The organism is Diaminobutyricibacter sp. McL0608 (genome assembly GCF_039613825.1).
In the GTDB taxonomy this organism is placed as follows: Bacteria; Actinomycetota; Actinomycetes; order Actinomycetales; family Microbacteriaceae; genus Diaminobutyricibacter.
Genome location: NZ_CP154826.1, coordinates 3897312 through 3915352 on the forward strand (window position 1 = coordinate 3897312; position 18041 = coordinate 3915352).

The 18041-nt window shown below is 64.7% G+C and carries 21 protein-coding genes and 2 tRNA genes; 18 read left to right on the top strand and 5 right to left on the bottom strand.

Annotated elements, in window-relative coordinates; translation table 11 throughout:
- Positions 1-127 precede the first annotated feature (127 nt).
- From dnaN to AAYO93_RS18740, 11 genes are all read left to right on the top strand, one after another.
- A complete protein-coding gene (gene dnaN / locus AAYO93_RS18690; RefSeq protein WP_345762692.1) occupies positions 128-1273 on the top strand; it encodes a DNA polymerase III subunit beta in 1146 nt (381 codons plus the stop codon).
- 29 nt (positions 1274-1302) lie between these two features.
- Positions 1303-2190, top strand: coding sequence for a phosphogluconate dehydrogenase (NAD(+)-dependent, decarboxylating) (gene gnd / locus AAYO93_RS18695; RefSeq protein WP_345762693.1), 888 nt, complete (start codon positions 1303-1305; stop codon positions 2188-2190).
- Positions 2191-2211: 21 nt separating this feature from the next.
- Positions 2212-3393, top strand: a complete 1182-nt coding sequence (gene recF / locus AAYO93_RS18700; RefSeq protein ID WP_345762694.1) for a DNA replication/repair protein RecF — start codon at positions 2212-2214, stop codon at positions 3391-3393.
- Positions 3386-3904, top strand: coding sequence for a DUF721 domain-containing protein (locus AAYO93_RS18705; RefSeq protein WP_345762695.1), 519 nt, complete (start codon positions 3386-3388; stop codon positions 3902-3904). The genes recF and AAYO93_RS18705 overlap by 8 nt, the downstream gene beginning before the upstream one ends.
- A gap of 123 nt (positions 3905-4027) precedes the next feature.
- Entirely contained in the window at positions 4028-6004 is a 1977-nt protein-coding gene (gene gyrB / locus AAYO93_RS18710) for a DNA topoisomerase (ATP-hydrolyzing) subunit B (RefSeq protein WP_345762696.1), read from the top strand.
- Positions 6005-6011: 7 nt separating this feature from the next.
- Positions 6012-8561, top strand: a complete 2550-nt coding sequence (gene gyrA, locus AAYO93_RS18715; protein WP_345764920.1) for a DNA gyrase subunit A — start codon at positions 6012-6014, stop codon at positions 8559-8561.
- Complete coding sequence (locus AAYO93_RS18720; RefSeq protein WP_345762697.1) at positions 8554-8967, top strand: DUF3566 domain-containing protein; 414 nt, start codon at positions 8554-8556, stop codon at positions 8965-8967. The genes gyrA and AAYO93_RS18720 overlap by 8 nt, the downstream gene beginning before the upstream one ends.
- A 68-nt stretch (positions 8968-9035) precedes the next feature.
- Positions 9036-9109 (top strand) — tRNA-Ile (locus AAYO93_RS18725).
- 113 nt (positions 9110-9222) lie between these two features.
- Positions 9223-9295, top strand: a tRNA-Ala gene (locus AAYO93_RS18730).
- A gap of 34 nt (positions 9296-9329) precedes the next feature.
- Positions 9330-9932, top strand: a complete 603-nt coding sequence (locus tag AAYO93_RS18735) for a DUF1214 domain-containing protein (protein ID WP_345762698.1) — start codon at positions 9330-9332, stop codon at positions 9930-9932.
- Position 9933: 1 nt separating this feature from the next.
- Positions 9934-10608: a DUF1254 domain-containing protein gene (locus AAYO93_RS18740; protein WP_345762699.1), complete on the top strand. Its 675-nt coding sequence runs from the start codon at positions 9934-9936 to the stop codon at positions 10606-10608.
- On the opposite strand, the gene AAYO93_RS18745 is transcribed toward AAYO93_RS18740, so the two are convergent.
- The gene (locus AAYO93_RS18745; RefSeq protein ID WP_345762700.1) at positions 10562-10879 is read right to left on the bottom strand and encodes an Lrp/AsnC family transcriptional regulator; all 318 of its coding nucleotides are present in this window, start codon (positions 10877-10879) and stop codon (positions 10562-10564) included. The two genes, AAYO93_RS18740 and AAYO93_RS18745, sit on opposite strands and share 47 nt — an antisense overlap.
- Here AAYO93_RS18745 and AAYO93_RS18750 point away from each other — a divergent pair.
- Positions 10850-11287, top strand: a complete 438-nt coding sequence (locus tag AAYO93_RS18750; RefSeq protein WP_345762701.1) for a rhodanese-like domain-containing protein — start codon at positions 10850-10852, stop codon at positions 11285-11287. The genes AAYO93_RS18745 and AAYO93_RS18750 overlap by 30 nt on opposite strands.
- 3 nt (positions 11288-11290) lie before the next feature.
- Here the strand turns inward: AAYO93_RS18750 and AAYO93_RS18755 are convergent, their stop codons facing one another.
- Positions 11291-11635: a hypothetical protein gene (locus AAYO93_RS18755; protein WP_345762702.1), complete on the bottom strand. Its 345-nt coding sequence runs from the start codon at positions 11633-11635 to the stop codon at positions 11291-11293.
- 93 nt (positions 11636-11728) lie between these two features.
- Between AAYO93_RS18755 and AAYO93_RS18760 the strand changes: the two genes are divergently transcribed.
- Positions 11729-12148, top strand: a complete 420-nt coding sequence (locus AAYO93_RS18760) for an NUDIX hydrolase (protein WP_345762703.1) — start codon at positions 11729-11731, stop codon at positions 12146-12148.
- Positions 12149-12212: 64 nt separating this feature from the next.
- Here the strand turns inward: AAYO93_RS18760 and AAYO93_RS18765 are convergent, their stop codons facing one another.
- Entirely contained in the window at positions 12213-12734 is a 522-nt protein-coding gene (locus tag AAYO93_RS18765) for a hypothetical protein (protein WP_345762704.1), read from the bottom strand.
- Between the two features lie 101 nt (positions 12735-12835).
- Here AAYO93_RS18765 and AAYO93_RS18770 point away from each other — a divergent pair, with 101 nt between their 5' ends.
- Positions 12836-13375 carry a peptidylprolyl isomerase gene (locus AAYO93_RS18770; protein ID WP_345762705.1) on the top strand — a complete coding sequence of 180 codons (540 nt, stop codon included), beginning with the start codon at positions 12836-12838 and terminating at the stop codon, positions 13373-13375.
- A 151-nt stretch (positions 13376-13526) separates the two neighbouring features.
- Entirely contained in the window at positions 13527-14222 is a 696-nt protein-coding gene (locus AAYO93_RS18775; RefSeq protein ID WP_345762706.1) for a rhomboid family intramembrane serine protease, read from the top strand.
- A gap of 90 nt (positions 14223-14312) precedes the next feature.
- On the opposite strand, the gene AAYO93_RS18780 is transcribed toward AAYO93_RS18775, so the two are convergent.
- On the bottom strand, positions 14313-14555 hold the full coding sequence (locus AAYO93_RS18780; RefSeq protein ID WP_345762707.1) for a cell division protein CrgA: 243 nt from the start codon (positions 14553-14555) through the stop codon (positions 14313-14315).
- A 118-nt stretch (positions 14556-14673) separates the two neighbouring features.
- Here AAYO93_RS18780 and AAYO93_RS18785 point away from each other — a divergent pair, with 118 nt between their 5' ends.
- Genes AAYO93_RS18785 through AAYO93_RS18795 form a run of 3 tightly spaced genes read left to right on the top strand, consistent with a single transcriptional unit; the run spans position 14674 to position 16301 of the window.
- Positions 14674-15504: a class E sortase gene (locus AAYO93_RS18785; RefSeq protein WP_345762708.1), complete on the top strand. Its 831-nt coding sequence runs from the start codon at positions 14674-14676 to the stop codon at positions 15502-15504.
- A gap of 3 nt (positions 15505-15507) precedes the next feature.
- Entirely contained in the window at positions 15508-15666 is a 159-nt protein-coding gene (locus tag AAYO93_RS18790) for a hypothetical protein (protein WP_345762709.1), read from the top strand.
- Complete coding sequence (locus tag AAYO93_RS18795; RefSeq protein WP_345762710.1) at positions 15663-16301, top strand: anthranilate synthase component II; 639 nt, start codon at positions 15663-15665, stop codon at positions 16299-16301. The genes AAYO93_RS18790 and AAYO93_RS18795 overlap by 4 nt, the downstream gene beginning before the upstream one ends.
- Before the next feature lie 14 nt (positions 16302-16315).
- On the opposite strand, the gene pknB is transcribed toward AAYO93_RS18795, so the two are convergent.
- Positions 16316-18007, bottom strand: coding sequence for a Stk1 family PASTA domain-containing Ser/Thr kinase (pknB, locus tag AAYO93_RS18800; RefSeq protein WP_345762712.1), 1692 nt, complete (start codon positions 18005-18007; stop codon positions 16316-16318).
- Positions 18008-18041 lie beyond the last annotated feature (34 nt).

Sequence of the window (18041 nt, forward strand, 5' to 3'; positions counted from 1 at the left end):
ATCGTTAATTAATCTCTAGTGGGGCTCGACAACCTTGACCCGGGGACGCTCGAACGCGCATGGCCTCGTGGGACGCAAGCGCTAGCATTGTCACGATCCATCCGCTCCCTACGACAGAGGTGACTTCGTGAAGTTCCAGGCCAATCGGGATGTATTCAGCGAAGCTGTTTCGTTTGCCGTGAAACTTCTGCCGCAGCGAACCACTCTGCCGATCCTGAGCGGTGTCCTCATCGAGACCACCGATACCGGTCTGCTCCTGTCGTCCTTCGACTACGAAGTGTCCGCGCAGACCGAGATCGCGGCCGAGGTCGAGGAGCCCGGCAAGATCCTCGTCTCCGGGCGGCTCCTCGCCGAGATCGCGAGCAAGCTTCCGAACGCACCGGTCCAACTGTCGACCGAGGAGTCACGCATCATCGTGCGATGCGGTTCGGCGAGCTTCACCCTTCTGTCCATGCCTGTCGAGGAATACCCGAGCATCCCGCAGGTCTCGGGCCAGTCGGGTCTCGTGCCGGCGGAGGAATTCGCCACGGCCGTGGCCCAGGTAGGCGTCGCCGCCTCACGCGACGACGTGACACCGGTCATCACCGGTGTTCAGCTCGAAGTGGGCGACAACACGCTCGGTCTGGTCGCCACCGACCGCTACCGTGTCGCGGTCCGTGAGATCGACTGGGATGGCGGGAGCGGTTCGGGCGAGACCGTCACCGCTCTGGTTCCCGCACGCACGCTCCAGGAGATCGGCAAGACCCTCGGTCACAGCGGAACCATCGCGGTCTCGATCACCAATAAGGACGACCGCGAGCTCATCGCGTTCACGGCGGACAAGAAGACCGTTACATCTTTGCTGATCAAGGGCAATTTCCCGCCTGTTCGCCGACTCTTCCCCGAGACGGTCGACAACTATGCGGTGATCAATACCGCCGAGCTGATCGAAGCAACGCGCCGTGTCTCACTCGTTCTGGAGCGCGAAGCCGCACTCCGGTTCAGTTTCTCCCTCGACGGCCTCACCCTCGAAGCGATCGGCTCCGAGCAGGCGCAGGCTTCCGAGAGCATCGACGCTCTCCTCACAGGCCAGGACACCGTGGTTTCACTGAAGCCGCAGTTCCTGCTCGATGGTCTCGGTGCGGTGCATTCCGAATTCGTTCGCATCTCCTTCACCAAGACCGAGAACCCCAACAAGCCGGGACCGGTCCTGATCACGAGCCAGTCCAGCAAGGACCAGGCCGGCGCGGACAACTACAAGTACCTGCTGCAGCCGAACCTGCTGCTGCGCTGATCGCTGGCTGGCAGAAAGCGAGAACCCCCATGCACATCGGCCTCATCGGTCTCGGAAAAATGGGCAACAACATGCGTGCCCGCCTCGAGAAAAAGGGAATCGAGGTGACCGGGTACGACACGAACCCTGACGTGTCCGATGTCGCCACGGTCGCCGATCTCGTCGCGGCTCTTCCGACGCCGCGTGTGGTCTGGATCATGGTTCCCGCCGGCCACGTCACGGATGCGGTGGTCAACGACCTCGAACCCCTCCTGGAGAAGGGCGACCTCGTCATCGACGGAGGCAACTCCCGGTTCACCGAGGACTTCAAGCACTCCGAGCAGCTCGCCCCGAAGGGTGTCGACTTCATGGATGCCGGCGTCTCGGGTGGCGTGTGGGGTCTCCAGAACGGTTACGGCCTGATGGTCGGCGGGAGTGCCACGCAGGTCGAGCGTGTGATGCCGGTCTTCGACGCGCTGCGCCCTGACGGTCCGCGTGACGAAGGATTCGTGCATGTGGGCGAGGTCGGCGCCGGTCACTACGCCAAGATGGTGCACAACGGCATCGAGTACGCGCTGATGCAGGCCTACGCGGAGGGTTACGAACTCCTCGACACCCGTAAGGACATCATCAAGGACGTCACCGGCACCTTCAAGGCCTGGCAGCGCGGAACAGTCGTGCGTTCCTGGTTGCTCGAGCTGCTCGTCCGTGCCCTGGAGCAGGACCCCGAGTTCGAGCACATCGAAGGCTACGTGCAGGATTCCGGCGAAGGCCGCTGGACGATCGAGGAAGCGCTGGAGAATGCCGTGCCGGTGCCGACGATCAGCGCCTCGATCTTCGCCCGCTTCGTGTCGCGGCAGAAGGATTCGCCGGCGATGAAGGCCGTGGCCGCACTGCGCAACCAGTTCGGTGGCCACGCAGTCAAAGCCGTCGACTGACCTGCGCGACGACCGAACAGAGTGCGCGTCACCCACCTCTCGCTGACCGACTTCCGCAACTATTCGACCGCGGAGGTCCCGCTGGCAGCAGGTCCCAACCTGTTCGTGGGTCGCAACGGTCAGGGAAAGACGAATCTCGTCGAGTCCCTCGGCTACCTGAGCACGCTCGGGTCGCATCGCGTCTCGAGCGATCAGGCCATGATTCGACAGGGTGCGGACGCGGCGATCGTGCGTGCGCGCATCGCGCACGACGGCCGTGAACTGCTCATCGAGGTGCAACTCAACCGTTCGACAGCGAACCGGGCGCAGGTGAACCGCTCGCCGATCAAGCCGCGGGAGCTGCCGCGCTACTTCTCCAGCGTCCTGTTCGCGCCGGAAGACCTGGCGCTGGTGCGTGGTGAGCCGGGCATCCGCCGCCGCTATATCGACCAACTGCTCGTACAGCGGAATCCGCGTCTGGCCGGCGTGCTCGCCGATTACGACCGGGTGCTCCGTCAGCGGAACTCCCTGCTGAAGTCGGCGCGCGCTTCGGGATTGCGCGAATCGCAACTCACCACCCTCGAGATCTGGGATGAACGTCTTGTCGGCCTCGGGTCGGAGATCGTGGATGCCCGTGTCGAGCTGGTCGCGCGCCTGGGCGACCCGATCGCCGCCGCCTACCGCTCGGTCGCGGGCGACGATCATCACCCGAAGCTGATTCCGCTGCTCACGATCCGGGGTGCCGCGGTCGAGGATTCCGACGATGGAGCGGGCCGGGCGGATCCGCTGGCACCCGGCACCGAGGCCGAGGCAGGCGAAGCGGCGGATACGGCATCCGCTTTCCGCGCATCCCTCGCCGCGGTGCGACGGAAGGAGCTGGACCGCGGCATCACGCTCGTCGGTCCCCACCGCGACGACATCCTTTTCGAGCTCAACGGCCTGCCTGCGAAGGGGTATGCCAGCCATGGCGAGTCCTGGTCGTTCGCGCTCGCTCTGAAGCTCGCATCCGCCGAGCTTCTCCGTCGCGAGTCGACGACCGGAGACCCGGTGCTCATCCTCGACGACGTGTTCGCCGAGCTCGACCAGGCGAGACGGCGGATGCTCGCGGCGGCCGTTCACGATTTCGAGCAGGTGCTGATCACCGCTGCCGTCTTCGACGACGTGCCGAAAGAGCTGACGGCGCACACAGTGCGAATCGAGGGGGGTGCGGTCGTCGATGCCTGAGGAGCGGATTCCCGGCGACGGCGCAGGGGAGCAGAGTGAGGCGTCAGCCGTCTATCTGCGCTTTCGCGAACTGTTCGGCGGCGTCCCGGCACGGGCACGCCGGTCCCGGCGGGTGAAGGATCAGGATGACGGGGCCAGCGTTCCGTTCGGTGTCGGGCGCGACCCGCGCGGACTCGGCAACATCGTGGATGCGCTCACCAGCGAACTCGGCTGGAGCTCGCCTCTCGCACAGTCGGAGCTGATGGAGGGATGGGTCGACCTCGCCGGCGACGAGACCGCGAAGCATTCGACACCGATCGGCATCAGCGAGGGCGTTCTCACCGTCTCGTGCGAGTCGACGGCGTGGGCGACACAGCTGCGGATCATGCGCACCGAGCTCATGACGCGGATCGCCGTCCGGTTCCCCGACGCGGGCATCCAGTCGATCCGTTTCCAGGGGCCAGAGGCACCCTCCTGGAAAAGAGGTCCCAGATCAATTCCAGGGCGTGGTCCGCGCGATACCTACGGTTGAGAACGCAAAAGAGGTCACCGACGCAGAATAAACGCGTCAGACGGGCGATTTTGGCCTTTCCGCCGCCCCGCTCTTGGTAGAATGAATAGGTCACACTGAGTGCGGTCAGGAGCCTAATTTCATATGACGATGGAACCTACGAAAGCCGAGACGGAACACGACTACGGTGCCAACGAAATCCAGGTCCTCGAAGGTCTTGAAGCCGTTCGCAAACGTCCCGGAATGTACATCGGTTCCACTGGTCCGCGTGGGCTCCACCACCTAGTCTACGAAATCGTCGACAACTCGGTCGATGAGGCGCTGGCCGGCCACGCCGACAACATCGAAGTGACGATCATGCCCGACGGCGCCGTGCGCGTCGACGACAACGGCCGTGGCATTCCGGTCGACATCCACCCGGTCGAGAAGAAGTCGACGGTCGAGGTCGTACTCACCATCCTCCACGCCGGCGGAAAGTTCGGCGGTGGCGGGTACGCGGTCTCCGGCGGCCTGCACGGCGTCGGCAGCTCCGTGGTGAACGCGCTGTCGAGCCGGCTCGATATCGAAGTACGCCGGCAGGGTCACAAGTGGACCCAGAGCTACCGCAACGGTGTCCCCGTCGCGCCGCTCGAAAAGGGCGAACCCTCGGACGAGAGCGGTACGACGATCACGTTCTGGCCGAGCGCCGAGACGTTCGAGACGACCGAGTTCGACTACGAGACGCTCCGCATCCGCTTCCAGCAGATGGCGTTCCTCAACAAAGGCCTGCGTATCGCTCTGACCGACGAGCGTCCGACTGAAGACCCTGAAGAAGAACCGCAGACCGACGTCTACCTGTACGAACAGGGTCTCACCGACTACGTGCACTACCTGAACACCGCCAAGAAGGCCGAACTCGTCAACGACGAGATCATCTCCTTCGAGTCCGAGGACACCGATCGCAAGATCGCGCTCGAAGTGGCGATGCAGTGGACGACCGGCTACAACGAGAGTGTCTTCACCTACGCCAACACCATCAACACGCACGAGGGCGGAACCCACGAAGAGGGCTTCCGCGCGGCACTCACCACCCTGGTGAACCGGTACGCGCGCGAGAAGGGCATCCTCAAGGAGAAGGACGACAACCTCTCCGGCGACGATGTGCGCGAGGGGCTGACCGCTGTGATCTCGGTGAAGCTGTCGGAGCCGCAGTTCGAAGGCCAGACGAAGACCAAGCTGGGCAACACGGAGGCCAAGGCCTTCGTTCAGAAGGTCGTCGGCGACCAGCTCGGTGACTGGTTCGATCGCAACCCGAACCAGGCCAGGGAGATCATCCGCAAGGCACTCCAGGCAGCGACGGCACGCCTCGCCGCCCGCAAGGCCCGTGAGACCGCTCGTCGCAAGGGCCTCCTCGAGGGCGGCGGAATGCCGGGCAAGCTCAAGGACTGCCAGTCGAAGGACCCGTCGATCTCCGAGATCTTCATCGTGGAGGGCGACTCGGCCGGTGGTTCAGCTGTTCAGGGTCGCAACCCGGAGACCCAGGCGATCCTCCCGCTGCGCGGCAAGATCCTCAACGTCGAGAAGGCACGGCTCGACCGTGCCCTCGCCAACAACGAAGTCCAGGCCATGATCACCGCGTTCGGCGCGGGAATCGGCGAGGACTTCAACCCCGAGAAGGCGCGCTACCACAAGATCGTGCTGATGGCGGATGCCGATGTGGACGGCCAGCACATCACGACCCTGCTGCTCACCCTTCTCTTCCGCTACATGAAACCGCTCATCGAGCTCGGCTACGTCTACCTCGCCCAGCCGCCGCTGTACCGGCTGAAGTGGTCGAACGCCGAGCACCAGTACGTCTACAGCGACCGTGAACGCGACGCACTGCTCGCTGACGGGGTCGCCGCAGGCAAGCGCATCCCGAAAGACAACGGAGTGCAGCGCTACAAGGGTCTCGGCGAGATGGACTACAAGGAGCTGTGGGAGACCACGATGAGCCCCGAGACCCGGACACTGCTTCAGGTGACTCTCGACGACGCGGCCGCGGCCGACGAGATCTTCGCCACCCTGATGGGCGAAGACGTCGAGTCACGACGCAATTTCATCCAGAAGAACGCGAAGGACGTGCGCTTCCTTGACATCTGACAACATCATCCCTGACGACCCGGCGGCCGCCGCGGACGCTCCCATCGACTACGGCGTGCACGGCAGGATCGACCAGGTCGACCTCCAGTCGGAGATGCAGCGCTCCTACCTCGACTACGCGATGAGCGTGATCATCGGTCGTGCGCTGCCCGAGGTCCGTGACGGCCTCAAGCCCGTGCACCGCCGCGTGATCTACGCGATGTACGACGGCGGCTACCGCCCCGACAAGGCGTTCTCGAAGTGCGCCCGCGTCGTCGGCGACGTCATGGGCCAGTTCCACCCGCACGGAGACACGGCGATCTATGACGCGCTCGTCCGTCTCGTGCAGCCGTGGAGCCTGCGCTACCCGCTGGCTCTCGGCCAGGGCAACTTCGGTTCGCCCGGCAACGACGGCGCTGCGGCACCCCGGTACACCGAGACGAAGATGGCGCCGCTTGCCCTCGAGATGGTCCGCGACATCGACGAGGAGACCGTCGACTTCCAGGACAACTACGACGGCCGCACCCAGGAGCCGGCCGTTCTCCCGGCCCGCTTCCCCAACCTTCTCGTCAACGGGTCGGTCGGAATCGCGGTCGGCATGGCCACGAACATCCCCCCGCACAACCTGCGCGAGGTGGCCGAGGGTGCGCTCTGGCACCTCGCCCACCCGGAGGCGACCCGTGAAGAACTGCTCGAGGCGCTCATCCAGCGCATCAAGGGACCGGACTTCCCGACCGGCGCGCAGATCCTCGGGATCAAGGGCATCCAGGACACGTACCGCACCGGACGCGGCTCCATCACGATGCGCGCTGTCGTCAACATCGACGAGATCCAGGGTCGCACCTGCCTCGTCGTGACCGAGCTTCCATACCAGGTCAACCCCGACAACCTCGCGATCAAGATCGCCGACCTGGTCAAAGACGGCAAGGTCAGCGGCATCGCGGACATCCGCGACGAGACCAGCGGCCGCACTGGTCAGCGCCTGGTGATCGTGCTCAAACGCGACGCCGTCGCGAAGGTCGTGCTGAACAACCTGTACAAGCACACACAGTTGCAGGAGAACTTCGGCGCGAACATGCTCGCGATCGTCGACAACGTTCCGCGCACGCTGGCGCTCGACGGATTCATCACCGCCTGGGTCGACCACCAGATCGAGGTCATCGTCCGGCGCACCGAGTACCGGCTCCGCAAGGCCGAGGAGCGTGCGCACATCCTGCGCGGCTACCTCAAGGCGCTCGACGCCCTCGACGAGGTCATCGCGCTCATCCGCCGGTCGCCGACCGTCGACGACGCCCGCGAAGGACTGATGGGTCTGCTCGAGGTCGACCAGGTGCAGGCCGACGCGATCCTCACGATGCAACTCCGTCGCCTCGCCGCCCTCGAACGCCAGAGGATCATCGACGAGCACGATGCGATCGAACTCGAGATCACGGACTTCAAGGCGATCCTCGCCGACCCGGTTCGCCAGCGCACCATCGTCAGCGACGAGCTCACCGAGATCGTCGACCGCTACGGGGACGACCGTCGCACCGAGATCATGTTCGGCTTCGACGGCGACATGAGTGTTGAAGACCTGATCCCCGAAGAAGAGATGGTCGTCACCGTCACGCGCGGTGGCTACATCAAGCGCACCCGCAGCGACAACTACCGGAGTCAGCACCGTGGCGGCAAGGGTGTGAAGGGCGCGCAGCTGCGCGGAGAAGACGTGGTCGACCACTTCTTCGTGACCACGACGCACCACTGGCTGCTGTTCTTCAGCACGAAGGGACGCGTCTATCGCGCCAAGGCGTACGAGGTGCAGGAGGCCGGCCGCGACGCGAAAGGCCAGCACGTCGCCAACCTGCTCGCGATGCAGCCGGATGAGGAGATCGCCGAGATCCTCGACATCCGCGACTACAGTGCGGCGAAGTACCTGGTGCTCGCAACGCGGGACGGCCTGATCAAGAAGACGGCGCTCAGCGAATACGACACCAACCGTTCGGGCGGCATCATTGCGATCAAGCTGCGCGAAGAAGACGAACTGGTCTCGGCGCTGCTCGTCGAAGAGGATTCCGACCTGTTGCTCGTCTCACGCAAGGGCATGTCGATCCGCTTCACTGCATCCGATGAAGCACTCCGGCCGATGGGCCGGTCGACCTCCGGTGTCATCGGAATGCACTTCCGCGGTGAAGACAAACTGCTCGACGCATCCGTCGTCTCCGACGAAGGCTACGTCTTCGTCGTGACCGAAGGCGGCTACGCGAAACGCACCGCCGCCGACCAGTACCGGCTGCAGAACCGCGGTGGACTCGGCATCAAAGTCGCGAAGTTGAACGACGACCGGGGAGACCTCGTCGGCGCTCTGATCGTGGACGAAGAGGACGAGGTCCTTGTGGTTCTTGCCAGCGGCAAGGTGGTACGCTCTGCCGTGGCCGAGGTACCCGCCAAGGGCCGAGACACCATGGGTGTCGTATTCGCACGATTCGCCGAGACCGACAAAATCATCGCTCTGGCAAAGAACACCGAACGTAACCTTGATTCCCAAGAGGGTGATGAAGAATCAGAGGACGTCGGGAAGGAAGAGACCGTAGATGAGTAGTAGCGTCGCTGAGAAGCTCGCCCGAAAGTCGTCGCGCCGTCCGGCGTCGTCCAAGCAGGTCCGGCTGAAGCTGGTCTACATCGACTTCTGGTCGAGTGTGAAGTTGTCGTTCCTGGTGGGGCTGTGCCTCGCGATCATCGCGATCGTCGGCACGTTCCTGGTGTGGACGGTGCTGAACCAGACCGGCATCTTCGACCAGGTCAACAGCCTGTTCAAAGACATCTCGGGCGCCGGCGGAGCAGACCTCAAGTCGATTCTCGGGCTCGGCCAGGTGATGGGCTTCTCGCTCATCGTCGCCATCCTCGACATCGTGGTGATCACCGCCCTCGGCGCGATCTTCGCGCTGCTCTACAACCTGAGCGTGAAGATCACCGGCGGCCTGCTCGTCGGATTCACGAACAACTGAGGCAGCGCTGCCCGATTCGGAGAATCGAGACGAATCAGGTAGTCTCTAATTCGCCCAATCGGGCACTCGGGGATATAGCTCAGGCGGTTAGAGCGCTTCGCTGATAACGAAGAGGTCCGAGGTTCAAGTCCTCGTATCCCCACGGTGTTGATTTCCGGCTTCGCCGGTCCTCGCCCGGCGAACGCGGAGAAATGCGACGTACACGCCGCCACATTCCTCCAGTCGCCAGAACACCACAACTAAAAATCCCATCTCGGGGCCTTAGCTCAGTTGGTAGAGCGCCTGCTTTGCAAGCAGGATGTCAGGAGTTCGAATCTCCTAGGCTCCACAGTTTTCCTCACCCGTGCCGCTAGGGTGCCGCTATGGCAAGTGTTCTCGCGTGGATCTCAGGCTCCGGAGTCGTGCAGGGCGTGATCATCGGCGCGGCGCTGGCGTTTCTCACGGCGATCGTCGTGATGAACGCGGTCGGCCGGACGATCGCAACGACCACCAATGGCTGGAACTCCGTCGTCACGGTCGAACAGCCCGGAAACGGAATCCTCGTGCGTGCCGCCGCCGCGAAAGCACTACCCGCCGTCAACGTGTTCGAAGAGGCCGCGTACTGGACGACCACCAGGGATGGCGCCGGAATAACACTGAGCGGTGCGCACGAATACGTGCTGCGATTTCCGGCCGGGCAACTTCCACCGAATGACGCCTTCTGGTCGCTCACTGTCACGGACGTCGTCGGGTACATGGTGAGCACCCCGATCGGCCGGTCGAGTTTCAACGATCGTTCGGACCTTGCCCGGAACGCGGACGGTTCGATCGACATCCTTCTCCAGCGCGACTCCCCACCCGGGCATGAGCAGAACTGGCTGTCAACGCCTGAGGGGAAGTTCAAGCTGACGCTCCGTGCCTACTTGCCCGGCGCCGCGATCCTCGATGGCACCTACCGTGTGCCCCCGGTCGAAAGGGCGCACTGAGATGAACCGCCTCATCATCAAATACGCCTACCCCATCACAGCGATCATTCTGGTGATCTTCGCGTGGGTCATCTACTCCCGGGCCGCTCAAGGATGGAACAACGTCCTGGTCCTCGCCGTCGCCGCCGTCATTGTGTGGGCGATCGGTGCGCCGACGTTCCTCTACCTGTGGCCGCGCATCACGATCAGCGGCTTCAAGCGCGCGATCCTTAAGCGTGGTTTCGGCACCGGCCCGATCCCCGTGAACACCCTGTACGCCGAGCCGAGCACCTCTTCCGCTTCGCCCACCGGGAGCCTGATGGGAACCGGAACCGACGATGTGCTCTACGTAGCCGGCTGGCTCGACCTGAGGAACGGACCACAGGTCCTGCATGTGCCCGACACGGCCGGCCGGTACTACAGCCTGCAGTTCACCGACCCGTCTACGAGCGCCAACTTCGCGTACGTCGGCAAACGGGTGACGGGCACCGGGGCCGGTGACTACCTTCTCAGCGCACCCGGCTGGAACGGAACGGTACCGGAAGGCCTGACCCAGATTTCGGCGCCCCACAACTCCGCTCTCATCATCGGGCGGGTATTCGTCGATGGCGAGAGCGATCAACCGACCGCATACGCGCTTGCGACGCAGATCACGCTCGCACCAGTAAATCCCTCAGGCCGGTCACTCGGCCAGTGACCCCGGTGGCACGATCGGCCGGGTTTCGAACGGACTCGAATACGAGACGCTGGTGATGGGCTTCCAGCACCTCGAGGATGCCGTACCCCAGACGCTCAGGATCGACGATCGCGCGATAGCCGCGAATCACGCCGCCCTCCTCGGGTCTGCGCACCCGTTCGGCCACCGCACTGTTCGACATGTGCACGGCACGCGCCAGTTCGGCGATCGACTGGCGACCGTCCCGCCTAATCTGTTGGTCATGACTTCGAAAACCGACGCCGCACGGCATTTCGCGGCGAAACTCCAGTTCGAGACCGACCCGTCCGACGTCCACGCGGCCATCGAGAACGGCGAGAGATTCGTCCTGGTCGACACCCGCGGTGAGGCCGCCTGGCGCCAGGGCCGGGTTCCCCAGGCCATCCACCTGCCGACGGCGGAGATCGCAGAGCGAGCTTCCGACCTCTTCGACCCGTCGACGCCGGTCGTCGTCTACTGCTGGGGGCCCGGATGCAACGGCTCGACCAAGGCGGCGCTCCAGTTCAGCCTGCTCGGGTACGACGTGCGGGAGATGATCGGGGGCTTCGAATACTGGGCTCGCGAAGGCCTGCCCGTGGTCGACGACGACGGGCCGGTGGTACGTGAGACGGACGAACTGACCGCTCCGGTCGGAGCCGGCGCGATCGACTGCGCCTGCTGAGCGTCACGTGTTGAAGCGGAGTCCGAAACCCTCGAAGTAGGTCGCGAGGCGGTTCAGTTCTTTCGAGTGCTGCCTGCGAGACGTGTCGAGCACGGCCGAGACCATGATGACGGCGCCGGACGTCGGTTCGTCGGCCTCGGTGATCCAGAGAGTGACGCTCGCATCGGAGGTCTGGCTGAACGGACGTGTCCACTTCGACGGACGTGGGCGGGTTGCCACCACGTGATCCGAGCGGCGGGACATGACGGCCCAGCGACCGTCCAGGGTCAGGAGGGATTCGACGCGGTCGAGGGCCTCGTGAGCGCGCAGGGGAGTCCGGAATGCGTGCTGCACCTCGACAACGGACACAAACCTGAAAGTACAGTGAACGCGCCCTGTGTGCAGAGCCCCCTTTCGGGTGGACCGTCAATGCACGGCATGCCGCAGCAGTAGGGTGACGGAATGGATATCCGCGTGGCTGCGTACGGGGTGATCGTCGACGGTGAGCGCATCCTGCTCGCCCATTGGAACGAATCCGGGCGGTCGGGGTGGACACTCCCGGGCGGCGGAATCGAGGCAGGAGAGGATCCGGCCGACGCTGCGCGACGCGAGATCCTCGAGGAGACGGGCTACAGCGCCGAACTCGACGCATTGCTCGGCATCGACTCGCGAATCGTGCCGGCCACCCAGCGGCTCGACGGTTCGGGCCGCCCGCTCCACGCCATCCGCATCATCTACCGGGCGCACATCGTGTCGGGGAAGCTGACCAACGAACTCGAAGGAACGACCGACGAAGCGGCCTGGTTCCGCCTCGGTGAGGTGCCCAACCGTCGCGTGGAACTGGTGAACGTGGCGCTCGGGCTGATCGGCGCATCCGCCTGACGGGCGCGGCGGGACGCCGAAGGCGGCGCCCGGAGACGCCGCCCTCAGTCGGAATGAGCGCGAACTACTCGCTCGCGGGAGACGCCGGCTCCTCGTCGGCGACCCACAGCTCGTCGTCGGCACGGAACGTCTGCCAGACGGCGTAGAGAACGCCGACCGCAGCGATGACTCCGAGAATGACCGCTATCGCGCTGCCGGCACCGTGGCCGGACTTCTCTTCGACGACGACCTTGCGGGGAGAGCGCTCGCCCGAATAGGAACGGGCGCGTGCGTCGCGTGCGTAGTCGGCCATCGACATGGCAGTGCCGATCGCCGATCCCATCGCGGGAATGCCGTCGCGGACCAGACGCTCCTTCGCGCTGCCTGCCAGGCGGCTCGTTGCTTCCATTCCCGGACGGACATACTGGTGGTAGCTGTCGCGAACGCGCGGAGCCACCTCTTCTCTGTTCAGGTGACCGACCTGCCTGCTGGCCTCCTTGGCCACAGCGTTCGCTCGCGCGAGGAGATCTTGCTGCTCCTCCCACAGTTGCTCAGCGGCACTGCGCAGTTGATCGAGTTCCTTCTTACGCTTCTTTGTCAGGCTCATATGGACCTCCATTGCGTGGTGTAGCGAACAGTCTCCATCTTGCCACCGAATGCGCTGAGGGTAACCCGAGAGGTTCGAACGCCTGTGCAAGAATTGACCTCATGTCAAAGCACACCGCCGTCGCCACGCTCCACACCAACTACGGGGACATCAAGGTCAACCTCTACGGAAACCACGCCCCCAAGACGGTGAGGAACTTCGTCGGGCTCGCGACAGGCGAGATCGAGTGGACCAATCCGTCCACCGGTGCGACCAGCAGCGACAAGCTCTACGACGGTGTCATCTTCCACCGCATCATCCCCGGCTTCATGATCCAGGGCGGCGACCCGCTCGGCACCGGTACCGGTGGACCGGGCTACCAGTTCGACGATGAGATCAATCCTGAGCTGAACTTCACCGAGCCGTATGTGCTGGCGATGGCGAACGCCGGCATCCAGGGTGGCCGCGGCACCAACGGCTCGCAGTTCTTCATCACCGTCGCACCGACGACCTGGCTGCAGGGCAAGCACACCATCTTCGGTGCGGTAGAGGATGAGGCATCGCGCAAGGTCATCGACAAGCTCGCCGACCTCCCGACGGATGCACGCGACCGTCCACTCGACGACGTCGTGATCGAGTCGGTCACGGTCGAGCAGGCCTAGGGCTCAGATGACACAGCCCGCGGATACCCGGGCTGCCTTTTGCTACCGGCACCCGGACCGCCAAAGTTACATTCTCTGCCAGCGGTGCGGGCGCACGATCTGCCCGGAATGCCAGACGCCGGCTCCTGTCGGGGTCATCTGCCCGGAGTGCATGAAGCAGCAGCGCGCCGAGGCACCCAGGACCAAGCCGCAGGTGATCACTCGGCTGACCGGCCGGGGCGCTCCGGTGATCACGTACGCCATCATCGGCCTCTGCGTCTTCGTGTTCATCCTCCAGTCCCTACCCGGGATCGGTGACGCAGTCACGAACGCGATCGTCTACGCCGGTGCGTACTCCTATCCGGGGCAGTTCGAACCGTGGCGGATGCTCACCTCGGTGTTCGCGCACGCGAGCATCCTGCACATCGCACTCAACATGTACACGTTCTGGATCTTCGGAACGCTGCTGGAACCGTTGCTCGGGCGGGTGCGCTTCCTCCTGCTGTTCCTGCTCAGCGGACTGGCCGGGTCGGTCGGGGTGCTGTTCCTCGCGTCGCCCGGGACTCCGGTGCTCGGCGCATCGGGCGCCATCTTCGGTCTGCTCGGCGCCTTCCTGGTCATCCAGCGGCGGCTGGGGGGCAATGCGACCCAGTTGTTGATCCTCGTGGGCATCAACCTGGTGATCGGGTTCATCCCGGGCTTCAACGTCGCGTGGCAGGCGCACGTCGGCGGACTGATCGCGGGTGCGCTGATCGGTCTGATCTACGTGGAGACGCGGTCGCCGGCCCGTCACAACCTGCAGGTCGGCCTGATGAGCCTTCTGACGCTCATCCTGCTCGGATTGAGCGCTGTCCACCTGTTCGTCTAGCCGGTGGAAAAGTTATCCACAGGTTTATTAACACTGGGGATAGTTACAGCGGTGTAATTGTCCCCATTGTTGCGGACCCTCGGGAGGGGGTCAGCGCCACCGGGTGGTCATCAGGAAGCCGATGAAGGCGATCCCGAAACCGACGAGGATGTTCCACGCGCCGAGCGCGGGAATCGGATATTGGCTTTGGCTCACGTAGAAGACGATGATCCAAATGAGGCCGAGGAGCATGAAGCCGAACATCACCGGCTTGAACCACACCGGGTTGGGGGCGTCTTCGCCGGACTGCGCGTCGTTGCGCTCGGATCTGCTCGGGGACTTGGTGCGTGCCATAGGTCAATAGTGTACGGGACAACACGGGGCAGACTCTGCGCGCGCTCTCCTGCGCAGTCGCTTCCCAGCCTGTGGATAACTCGGTGCGTTCACTGGGTGCGCCGTTAGAATCGTCCCCATGTCACCCGACCTCGACCCGACGCCCCCCGGCGACGGCGCTGAGGCGCGGACACCACCGCCGGAACCGAAGACGCATCGCCGTCCGTCGGTGCTCGGCGTGATCGGTGAACTGCTCATCACGGCGGGCGTTCTCGTGCTCCTCTTTCTCGGCTGGCAGGTGTGGTGGAACAGCCTCGTGCTGGCCGGACAGCAGACGAACGCCGCCGCTTCGCAGAGCCGGCAGTGGCTCGATCAGGCGTCCGCGAGCCCGGCACCCACGCCGACGCCGACGAAAACGCCTGGGTCGGACAAGCCCGACTACGGTCCGCCGCCGGTCATGGCGGCTCCCGCCGCCTACCAGCCGTTCGCGGTCCTCTATGTTCCACGGCTCGGTCCGGAGTGGAAACGGATCATCAAGCAGACGGTCGATGTGGACCAGGTGCTCAACAGTTATACGGCCGGCGTCGGTCATTATCCGGACACCCAGATGCCGGGAGCGGTCGGCAACTTCGCTGTGGCGGGGCACGACAGCGGGTGGGGCAACGCGTTCATCGACCTCTCCAAGCTGCGCCTGAACGACGCCATCTATGTGCAGACCAAAGACGGGTGGTACACGTACCGGTTCCGCAACTTCGAATACGTTCAGCCCTCCGCCGTCTCGGTGCTCTATCCCGTTCCGCGCCAGCAGAATGCAACGCCGAAAGATCGCATCATGACCATCACGACCTGCAATCCGCCGTTCCACGCGGGTGAACGTCTCATCGCCTACACCCTGTTCGACAGTTGGCAGCCGTTGAGCGTCGGTCCGCCCGCAGAGATCGCCGCGCAGGTCAAGGCACAGGGAGGGTAGAGAATGTATGCAGCGCTGTGGCGCGCGCTCCCCGGTCCGGTGTGGGTGCGCATCCTGATCCTGATCGTTCTGATCGCGATCGTTCTCTACGCCCTCGTCACATGGGTCTTCCCGTGGGTCGACGCACTGCTGGGCGACCAGGAAGGAACTGTGGGCACGTGACCCGTGTACTCGTCATCGACAACTACGACAGCTTCGTCTACACGCTGAACGGCTACCTCCGGGAGCTCGGCGCCGAAACGGACGTCGTGCGCAACGACGATTTCACCGAGGCCGACGTGCCGGCGCGCCTGGCCGAGTACGACGCCGTGCTCATCTCACCCGGTCCCGGCAAGCCTGCCGAGGCGGGAGTGTCCATTGCGACGGTGCGGGAGGCACTTCGCACCGACCAGCCGCTCCTGGGTGTCTGCCTCGGCCACCAGGCGATCGCCGAGGCGTTCGGCGCTGTCGTCACCAACGCCGAAGAACTCATGCACGGAAAGACCTCGCTCGTCACCCACGACGGCAGTGAGTTCTACGACGGTGTCGGACAGCCCTTCACCGCGACGCGCTACCACTCGCTCGCCGTCGTCGACGGCACCGTTCCCGACGACCTCATCGTGACGGCGCGTACGGCCGGAGGCGTGATCATGGGCCTCCGGCATCGCACGGCACCCATCTACGGCGTGCAGTTCCACCCGGAATCGGTGCTCACCGAGGGCGGCTACCGGATGCTCGGCAACTGGCTCGAGGCGGCCGGACTCGAAGGGGCCAAGGCAACGTCGCGCGACCTGAATCCGCTGGTCAAACTGGCGTAGCTTCGCCCAGGGCCTCAGCCCGTGCAGTACGTGATGGTCACCGTCGAACCCTGCGGGACGTCGCCCGGCGCCAGGGACTGGCTGTGCACCAGTGTGCCCTGCTCCGTCGGACAACTCGAGTCGGGCTGCGGGTTCGCCGTCAGCTGGAGTTGCGCGAGGATTCCTGTGGCCGCCTGGATCGACTGACCCACCAGATCTGTCAGCGTCACCTTGCCGCTCGAGACGGTCAACCCGATCGGATCGCCTTCGTGCGCGTTCGCGTTCGCGGCCGGATCGGTCGAGATGACGACGTTCGCAGCGACGTTCGGCGAGTTCTGTGTTGTGACGGGACCCAGAGTGAAGCCGGCCGCTGTCAGCGCGGCCTTCGCATTCGCTTCGGTCATGTTGTGCACATCCGGAACTGCGACCGACTTCTTGCCTGTGGAGACGTAGATGGTCACCGTGTCGCCCGTCGACAGGATGATGCCAGCGGCCGGGTCGGTGCGGACCACCTGGCCCTCAGGGTAGGTGGCGCTGGACTCCTGCGCCTGCGTCCACTTGAGCTTGTCTTTTTCGAGCGTTGCCGTGGCCTGGTCGATCGTCTGGCCCGCAAGGGCCGGAACGGCACGCGAGGTCGGCGGAAGTTCATTGGTCGGCGCGAGGCGAAGAACCCAGGCCAGGACTGCGACCACGACGACGGCCATTACAGCGATGCCCGCCCAGATCCAGATGACCGGTGGGCGCCGCTGCGTGCGGACCATCGACTGGTCTTCGGCGAGCTGGCGGAAGGCGGCCTCGGGGCCGGAGACCACACTGGGGGGTGCGCCGAACAGTGTCTCGGAGAGCGGGTCGACTTCTTTGTGGATCGGAACGTGGCCGGCGCCGGCCGTCTCCACATCCGCCCGGAACTCCGCGGCCGTCTGGTACCGCTCGAAGCGGTCCTTCGACAGGGCGTGGAGCACGACGACGTCGAGAGCCGGGGAGACCTTGTGGTTGATGGAGCTGGGCGCGACCGGCGTTTCGCTGACGTGCTGGTAGGCGACGGCGACGGGGGTGTCACCGCGGAACGGCGGCCGGCCCGTGAGCATCTCGAAGAAGACGACGCCTGTCGAATAGAGGTCGGTGCGCGCATCCACCGACTCGCCCTTCGCCTGCTCCGGCGAGAAGTAGCTCGCCGTGCCAAGGATCGCCGTCGTCTGAGCGACCGTCGCCGACGAGTCGCTGATGGCGCGCGCGATGCCGAAGTCCATGACCTTGACCTGGCCGGCCTTGGTGATCATGATGTTGCCCGGCTTGATGTCACGGTGCACGACGCCCGCACGGTGCGAATACTCGAGCGCCGTGAGGATGCCCTCGACGATGCGCACGGCTTCGTCCGCGTCGAGGGGTCCCGCCTTGATCAGGTCTTTGAGGAGTACGCCGTCGACGTACTCCATGACGATGAACGGCAACTGCGCTTCGTGCCCGTTCGGCTCGCGGACGGTTTCTTCGCCGGCGTCGAACACGCGGACGATCGTCGGATGCGCCATGCGTGCCGCGGCCTGCGCCTCCTGGCGGAAGCGGGTACGGAAGGCAGGATCGGTCGCGAGCGAAGGCTTGAGCAGCTTGATGGCGACGGTGCGCCCCAGACGCGTGTCCGTTCCCCGGTGCACGTCGGACATGCCGCCGCGCCCGATGAGCTCGCCCACCTGATATCTGCCCGCGAGCAGGCGGCTATCTGGGCTCAATGCGAACTCCTCGTCAGGGGCAGGGTCTTCGTTA